Annotated in this window: 6 protein-coding genes; all 6 read right to left on the bottom strand. The window is 36.5% G+C overall.

Annotation, left to right across the window (positions count from 1 at the left end):
* Nucleotides 1-152: 152 nt before the first annotated feature.
* Nucleotides 153-1,730: a GrpB family protein gene (locus GFU89_RS22865; protein ID WP_318849322.1), complete on the bottom strand. Its 1,578-nt coding sequence runs from the start codon at nucleotides 1,728-1,730 to the stop codon at nucleotides 153-155.
* A gap of 229 nt (nucleotides 1,731-1,959) precedes the next feature.
* Complete coding sequence (locus GFU89_RS22870) at nucleotides 1,960-3,111, bottom strand: cytochrome P450 (RefSeq protein WP_318849323.1); 1,152 nt, start codon at nucleotides 3,109-3,111, stop codon at nucleotides 1,960-1,962.
* A gap of 70 nt (nucleotides 3,112-3,181) precedes the next feature.
* Nucleotides 3,182-3,952, bottom strand: a complete 771-nt coding sequence (locus tag GFU89_RS22875; protein WP_318849324.1) for a phytanoyl-CoA dioxygenase family protein — start codon at nucleotides 3,950-3,952, stop codon at nucleotides 3,182-3,184.
* An 81-nt stretch (nucleotides 3,953-4,033) separates the two neighbouring features.
* On the bottom strand, nucleotides 4,034-5,740 hold the full coding sequence (locus tag GFU89_RS22880; RefSeq protein ID WP_318849325.1) for a carbamoyltransferase N-terminal domain-containing protein: 1,707 nt from the start codon (nucleotides 5,738-5,740) through the stop codon (nucleotides 4,034-4,036).
* Nucleotides 5,741-5,755: 15 nt separating this feature from the next.
* Nucleotides 5,756-6,490 carry a thioesterase II family protein gene (locus tag GFU89_RS22885; protein WP_318849326.1) on the bottom strand — a complete coding sequence of 245 codons (735 nt, stop codon included), beginning with the start codon at nucleotides 6,488-6,490 and terminating at the stop codon, nucleotides 5,756-5,758.
* Between the two features lie 72 nt (nucleotides 6,491-6,562).
* The coding region (locus tag GFU89_RS22890) for an AMP-binding protein (protein WP_318849327.1) at nucleotides 6,563-8,809 on the bottom strand (2,247 nt) is incomplete at its 5' end.

Consider the following 8,809-nt stretch of genomic DNA (forward strand, 5'->3'; position numbering starts at 1 on the left):
TAAAACATAAATATCAAAGAAATTTTCCCAATCTTGAAACTCTATTTTTAGTTATCATCAGTATGCATCAATATTTGTATATACTGATAGTAAGCAAGTTAAATTCCCATATTTTTCACAAAGATTTTCTTTACATCCCTATCTTTTTCTCTCTATTTCTGTTCGTGAAACGGAATTGAGTATTCAAGCCATGATTTCATTCTTCCGATATACATTTTAAGGTAATTTTCACTTAAAAATATATTGGACCAATCGAACCTTTGTGACTGAATGCCGAGGTAGAAAATCCAAATAGCGGCACCGGCACTGGGAATTAGCTTCATTTCCTGATCTGATAAGCTTCTTATGCTTTTGTAGCCATTTAAAAAGCTTTCCACCTTTTGTTCGTATATGTCTTTGTCTACTTCAATATGAAACAGCTGTTTACAAAAATAAGCAACATCAAAGACCAATGGGCCGTTTCCGCAAAAATCAAAGTCGAAAATTGTGATATCATTTTTGTCAGTGATACTCATATTATCATACCAGATGTCTAAATGGATGATGCCTTGCTTAACATATTTAGTATCTATTTGTTCAAAAGCCCTGCTGATCATTGTGCTTTGCTCTTTTATGAATCTCATTTCCTCTAAGGTATCAGGAAAGATTTTATTTGCAAACATATAGGGAAGCTGAAGCATTGTCACTACATTGTAATCTATCCGTTGTACTTTTTTACCTAGTGTCACATTATGTATTTTTGCCATTAACGATCCAATGGCTGCGCAGGTTTCATTATCCATAAACCTGATTTTCCCACCTTCTGCGAAAGAAAAAAGTACTGCGTATCGCATTCCCTCCAGTGCATTAATTTCTTGGATAAAATTTCCATTTTTATCAGCTATTGGATATGAGATACTGATATCATTACTTTTGAGAGTATTCAAGAGATTAATTTCTTCAAGAATTTCCTGCTTGGAACGCCAATTGCGGAAGTACACCCGCAGCACATATTTCGCTTTATCGCTCTCAATAAAATAAGTATGATTGATACCTGTCCTGAATAATTTGCAGTTGCTCTGATTGTCTAGCCCATATTTTTGTTTAACAAAATCTCCCAAAGCTTCGGCTGAAAGAGTAGAAGTCAATGTTGGAAAAATATTTGTGTTTTTTTTTGTTGTCTTGTTTATTAAATCCATTGTCTTACTTACAAAATCATCTTTACCGAGCACATATGCACCTCTGTCATTTTTAAATTTAGCTGCGAGAGTCATTTTCAGGATTTCATATTCTTTGGCATATGCCTCATTGGCATTTAAATAATCGCGAAATGCAATTTGACACAACATCGCATTTTCTTTTGAACACACATGTATATGATAAATCTGTGCTTCGATACCATCTAGATTATAACCTTTCGCAAAAGACATATAAGCAGTTATATTTCCTCGTTCTGGGACTTTAAAATACTGGTATCCTATATTTTCAAAGCCATCAATAACCTCTTCGCTGAAGAGCAAACTTTTCGGAACTTCTATAATAATGTCTATATAGGGCTTTGCTTTAATCCATGATATGGATGTGCTACCAAAGTGTTCAATTCTTAAAATAATCTCTTTTCCCAGCCTGGCAACTATCTTTTGTTTTTCTTTTTGATAGAGATGTTTCCAATCTGGATTATGATCCACCAATACGACTGGAAACAGGGTATTCCAATCATTTTTTGTTAAATCTTTTAAACTGTTTTTCATGTCAGGTGTAGGGTTGTAACAGGAAATAAATATTGTTTAGTTCGCTGGCTCAAATTTAGGTTATCATTACGATCTGCCTTAGTAAAATTCAACTTTTCTGTTTAAAAGAGCTCGCTGAGGTTTTTGAACCGGCAAATCCACTTTGCTTTTAAAAGCCTAATAGCATTTATAATCAGGAGGTATTTTGATATGCAAAATACTGCATGAATACGAAAAATCCGATGACAGCTTAAATTGCAGGCTGATCAGCCTGCAATTTAAGCTGGATTTTTTTAAACATCCTGATTACGGTTCCGGGAGGTTCGTTACTTTCTACGATTTTAACAGCATAATAATCTGTAAAAATCATGAATTCCTGTATAAAGATCACTAGTTCTTCGATGGCCAAATCCGATCCGATGCAAAAGTGCTTTCCTTTGCCAAACGAGCAATTCAGACTTCGCTTTTTCTGGTATTCGAACTCGTTAGGATCCGTGAATTTCTCTTCGTCCCTATTTGCACTGGCAAGGATGATTTTCAGCAAGTCGTGCTCAACAAAGGAGACGTCTTTATATTCGAAATCGTCTTTAACAAACCTGATCGTTTCGCGTACGGCAGGCTGCATCCTGATGACTTCATTGACAAAAAGCTTCATTTTTTCGACATCCCCACTATTTTCTTTCAAATAATCTCTATATTCATATACATAGAGCACCAAACTGTTTAATGATGCGATAGTTGTTGCCATTCCGGCTACCAAAAGCATCAGACAGGTGCTTAACATTTCTTCCTTGTTGTGGAAAGGCTCTCGACTAACCGATGATAGGAAACCGTTTTTATTAACTTCTATTTCATTGAGCAGGCATTTATCGAGGAAAGCGAGCAATTCCTTTTTAGCTTCCATTGCTTCCTGAAAGGAATTTGACGGATGATCTAAATACAAAACCAGCTTTTCTAATTTTGAATATATAAATTCTTCATATTTCAAATCTATTCCAAAAATACTAATGATGATCTGAGTGGGAATTCTTTGCGATACTGATAGGTTAAAATCGACTTCTTCAAGCCTCGCACCAATACTTTCGCTTAAAATCGATTTTATACATGGCCTGATGATCAGCTCTCTGTAATGGTCTATTGCTTTTCTTGTAAAGAACGGCAACAGATTCTTGCGTATGGCTGCGCTTCCCATATCATCCGAATCGAGTATGGTTTTCCCAAAAAGCTGCCTACTGGCACGGAAAGGAAAGTCCACAGTGATATTATCTGATTTTAAAAGCGTATCCACATCACTGTATTTTACTACATAATAGCAACCTTCGGCCTCAGAATATTGAAAGGAATCCTGTTTTCTAAGCGCTTCATAATGTTTCAGTTCTGCTTCGGTTTTATTATTTCCCATGCTGTTTTTTTATTGGATCATTCTGATCGTTGTACAATGAGAACTGTAGTTCTTTTGTAATCGTTATGCTTTAATTTAATGATTCGAAATCTCTCGAACAAATATATTCCGGGCGTTTGGCTTCAACTGTAGGGATGTTTTTCAGGCTATTGTAGGTAATAATCACCGTATCCCTAGTATAAGGAGAAAGATTTCCTGTTGAGGCATGAAATAAATTGGGATGAAAAAAGATGGCCGTCCCCGCACCATAACTCAGCGTCTTAATCCCATTTTTATCAGCATATTCCTTAATCATCTGTTTATCTATAGTATATTTCAAATTTGAATTCAGGGAATTGATCAGATTATCTCCATCCAGATCTTTCTTTTCGAAAGCTTCAATCCCTATTTTATGTGTACCGGGAATGATCATCAACGGTCCTTGGCAAACATCGACATCATCAAGGTAAATCATTACCGAAACCATATCAGGATTTTCAATACCATCGTCTAATTTCCAGTAGGGAAAATCTTGATGCCATTCCCACCATTTGCCTACGAAAGGCTTTTTCAGGTTAATTTTGTATTGGTACAGATAAATATCCTCATCAATCAGTTTTGAAGAAATATTGATCAATTCCTTATGCCGGTAGAGCCGGTCGTATTCTTCAAATATTTTATGTGGTGCAAAAACAGATCTTATTTCGTCATCTTCACAAATAACATTAGACTGATCTTTATGATTTTCGAATTGCAGTATCCTGTCTTTGAGGCTAATGATTTCATCTTTATTGAGCATATTTTCAAATATCAAAAACCCTTTTTCATGATAATCTTTAATTTTGCCTTCATCTAACTTCATTTTTGTGATTTTTTTTTAAATTTTATAAAATTAATTTACTTATATCTTTACGGAGTTTGTACTGATAAAATAAAGGTGTGCTTATTGTAATTGCCTTTTTTCTTTTTTGAAATATAACGTCCCATTTGACCAAATGTAATTTAATTGTCCCCATTTCATTGCACTTTCAACATTAGGAAAAAATCCACTTCCATTGTAGTTAGCACTGGTATTGCAAAGCACCGGGATTCCACTTAATTCATAAAACCTTTGGATAACTGCATAGATCAGTGCATTGTTGTCTTTATTTATGGTTTGTAAACGTGCAGTACCATCAATGTGTTGAATGGCCTGGATGCGTTCGAGCCAATTTTCTCTGACCTTATGGTCAAAAAGCATAAAAGGATCTTCGCAGCCCGGATCAAAAATTTCAGCAGCAAGTTCTTCAAGGCACATTGGCGCTACGGGTCTGTATTTTTCTCTTTTTTTAACGGCATTCAAAATATCCTTCATATGATTTCCTGAAGGGTTTGCAAGAATACTTCTGTTGCCTAAGGCACGTGGCCCCAGCTCAGCCCTGTCGTTTAGCATCACTACAGGTTCATTCGAATGGTACAGCAATTCGGCCAGTTCCTGCGGTGAGCATTCCTTTTGGTCCCAATCTGGCAATATGATGTTTGTGTTGATAATTTTTGGGCCGCAATATACAGACCATTGAATAGGAACAGGTCCTTTTTGGTGAATGATCTCACAGCAAGCAGTCCCGATGGCGCTTCCTGAATCGTTTGGAAAAGGTGGAACGTATACCTGGTCAAACAATCCTGTATTTCTTATGGCGCTATTCCATTTGATATTTAATGCACAGCCGCCGGAAATACAGATGTTCTTTGATTTGAAATTATATTTTCCGATTTTATCTTTGAGACCGCTGACCAGTTTTTTTTCGAGATATACGTGAAAAGTAGCCAATACATCTTCATCTGAAAATTCATTGGCATCGATCACTTCCCTGAGTCTGCGGGAAAATTTATGCTCGAATTCGTTTGATATTTCAAATGTTTCTTCGTAAACACGATCCATAATCTCAAATAATTCCGAACGAACATTTCCTAATGCAATATATGCCATGATCTTTCCCGCGACAGAATATCCTCCGAAAAAGCCTTCGATTTCTTTTTTTATTTGATCTTCCCTGAGCTCTTCACTACTCTTTTTATAGGGTCCAAAATACTGTGCGATAACACTGTAGACAACTCCCAGAAAAACAAAGAGCTCGCCTAAGTTGTGCATTTCATTAAAATTGAAGTCGTAATAATAAAGTCTGGGATATTGCCCTCCATCCCATACCAATAAGTAGGAATTTTGATATTTTTCAGCAAGCTCACTTGTTAAATAAGCACTCATTAAATGTCCAGAGACATGCATATAACTACTATAATCGTAAGTTTTCCCATTGATAACCAACCCATTTTTGAATTCATACCGCTTCAGAACATCGTCTTTTATTCCTTGCTCGTTGTAACCTGCAAGTTGTAGTTTGAATTGGTTGTTTCCGTCGATAATATCTACAAAAGACGGACCTTCCCAAAATGGGCCTTCTCCATGCCAACCATCGATAACGAAATGATCTACCTGATCAATCTCATATCCTTCACTTTGAAGTATTTTTTCTATTATTGAAACATTCCCGATTTCACTGTACCTTGGATTGTTATTTATTTTTTCGATTTCTATCGAGAACTTCAAAACTTCGTTATCAAACAAGGCTATTGAGGCATCATGAGTTAATTTTATACCACAGATTATCATAATTATGTTTTGACTTTATATAAGGCTAATACTTAAAATGCTTTTATCTTCCATTCTTTGTTTCATCTTTTCGCTGATTTCTTTAGCCCAATTAAAGAGAAAAAAGTGATTTCCTTCGAATTGAACGAGTTCTACTGGGAAATTAGATTCTAGTTGCCATGTTTTCATGCCATCTTCTTTTACTTTTTCTTCTGAGCCATAAAATCCTGTAATATGAATATCCAGCTTGATTGATTCATTGAACTGGTATTCTTCTATTGCTTTAAAATCAGCCCTTATTATCGGTTCAAAAACTTCCATAAGATCTTCATGTGCCAGTACTTCGTCCGGACTCCCTCCCAGCTCTCTTAATTTTTCCCTGAACTCTTTTGACGGAAGCTGGGAAGCTGCATCATTTTCATATGCTAACGAAGGCCCTCCGCGACCTGAGCCAAAGAAATGTGAAATGTGAAAGTTATCTTCTTCCAGAATCCTGTGGACCAATAATATCCCGAGAAGCGATCCCATACTGTGGCCAAAAACACAGTATTCTTTATCTTTGTCCAATTTGGGCATGATCACTTGATATAAATCTTCAACCATCTCATTAATATCTGTCAGAAGTGGTTCTACGATTCGTTTTCCCCTCCCAGGCAATTCAAGCGTATGCACGCGGCAGAATCCCCTAAATTCCTGGGCTAAGGGAATCATACTATTAGCTCCTCCACCTGCAAAGGGAATAATAATTAATTCTAGTTCTTTTTTTTTCATATTTTATTGAATCGTTAGTTTATTAGTTTTTTCTTCCAATTGGATGAAAGCAACGCTTAATCCGTGAATCGTTTATAAATGCCTAGCTATTTTTTCGTGAAGCTCCATTACATACTCGTCCATTATAGAAAAATGGTTTCCAGTTAATCTATATGTAATGGGATTCGTATTAAAATTATCAAGGAAATTCAGATCTGGATTTGTCTCATCAGCAAATATATAAATTATTTCAGTTAAAATATCGCCATTGATCTGATAGTTTGAAATCATTCTGGCTAATGATCTGATCGTATTATACCTGATAATTACTTCATGAACGTTCATCATTTTAATATCAGGAATCAAAGCGCTCAGTCCTTCTGTTATTTTACTGATCATTTCATAGTTATCATCTCGTTTTAAGATAGCTTTTGCAACATATTTCCATACCGCTGGCATTGTCTCCATAGCTGTTAATTCTTCTCTTTCAACATTGAGCAATTGACATACAAGTTCTTTCTCTTCCTCAATTTCAAATTCTTTCCAAGCGGAATTCCTATTATTTTTCTTTCTAAGTGAAAAATCAGAATCGATAACAATAAATTTATCCACCTTATCGCCTAACACTTCCAATTGTTTTACCATTTCATAAGCAATATTTCCACCCATACTCCAACCCATAAGATTGTACGGACCTACTGGATCTATTTCCTTTATCCTTGCCACATAAGCTTTAGCTATTGATTCAATATCCCAATTATATGGGCCGTAATCTTCCAGCATGTCACTTTGTATGCCCCAGCAGTTATAGTTCTCTATTAAGCCTGCTAGCTTTCGATATCCTTCGGTACCGCCTGATCCGTCATGGATGAAAAATATATTTTTAGTGGCACTTTTTTCTGTTTTCAGTTCAATAAGGGAACGATGCAATGTCGAATATTCTTTTTTACTTATTGCCAATGCCATTTCAGTGATAGTTGGTTCTTTAAAAACTTCTACCAGCGACAATTTAATATTAAGCGTTTTATTTATATTGCCAATCAGTTGCATAGCCTTCAAACTGTGGCCACCCAAATCGAAAAAGTTGTCGTTTACTCCTATTTTCTCCTGCGGAATTAAAAGTACCTCGCTCCATATCGATACCAAATGTGCTTCGGTTTCATTGCGTGCAGCAATATATTCCGTTGTGTTGTTTAAATGAAGGTTTGATGGCAATGGCAGAGAATTCTTATCGATCTTACCATTTGAAGTCAGTGGGAATGAAGGCATCCAGATGTAATAATTTGGAATCATGTACATTGGCAGTTCTTTACGCAGATGCTCTATCAGCTCACTCGCCATTATTTCTTCGGCACTGGTGTAATAGCATACCAAATCCTTTTCCTGCTCATTTCTGTCAATGCCCTTGACCAGACAATCCTTGATCAATTCATGTCGTATTAAAGACTGAGAGATCTCACCGAGCTCAATACGATAACCACGGATCTTTACCTGGTCATCATTACGGCCAATGAATTCTACGTTACCATCAGCAAGCCACCTGGCCAAATCACCTGTCCTGTATAAACGCTCCCCTTCTTTGAAAGGATGAGAAATGAATTTCTCTGCAGTTAACTCAGGGCGGTTCAGGTAACCACGCGATACACCAGCACCTTCAAGGTATAATTCCCCTATAACTCCTACAGGTACCAACTGAAGCTCCTGATCTAAAATCAGAGCCTTACTGTTGGAAACAGGTGACCCAATGATATTTTTCTTCTCTCCAGCTGTACTAATATAACGGTAGCAAGTACTGTAAATAGTGTCTTCAGTAGGCCCATATAAATTACGTACCTCAAGCTGATCCAAATCAAGACCATCGAGTACTTTTGATGGTATAGGTTCCCCTGCCATGTTTAGGACAGCTATCGCTTTAAAATCGAAACCTGTTTCCTGTAGGCTGTTGACAACACTAGGAACTGTACTTAACAATACATTTTCCCCTAAATATTCACCACTTCCCACAGACAAACCGCTGGCTAGGATTTTTAAGCGTTTTCCGCTGCATAGACTGTAAAAAATCTCAAAAACAGAAATATCAAAACAAATTGATGTGACAAACAATACCGTTTCGATTCCTGATGAACGATATTCCGAAAGGCTCCACTGAATTAATGAATTGACATTATGATGCTCAACCATAACACCTTTGGGATGACCTGTGGTACCGGAAGTATAAATGACATACGCCAGATTATTCCCTGATATTGATATTTCTAAACCAGTATTCTCATAGGATTCATGGAGGGTTGCAAAATCAGCATACAAAGCTGAATCGATAACTAAAATACAGCCACTGTC

This window comes from Chryseobacterium sp. JV558 (assembly GCF_033712365.1).
Taxonomy (GTDB): domain Bacteria; phylum Bacteroidota; class Bacteroidia; order Flavobacteriales; family Weeksellaceae; genus Chryseobacterium.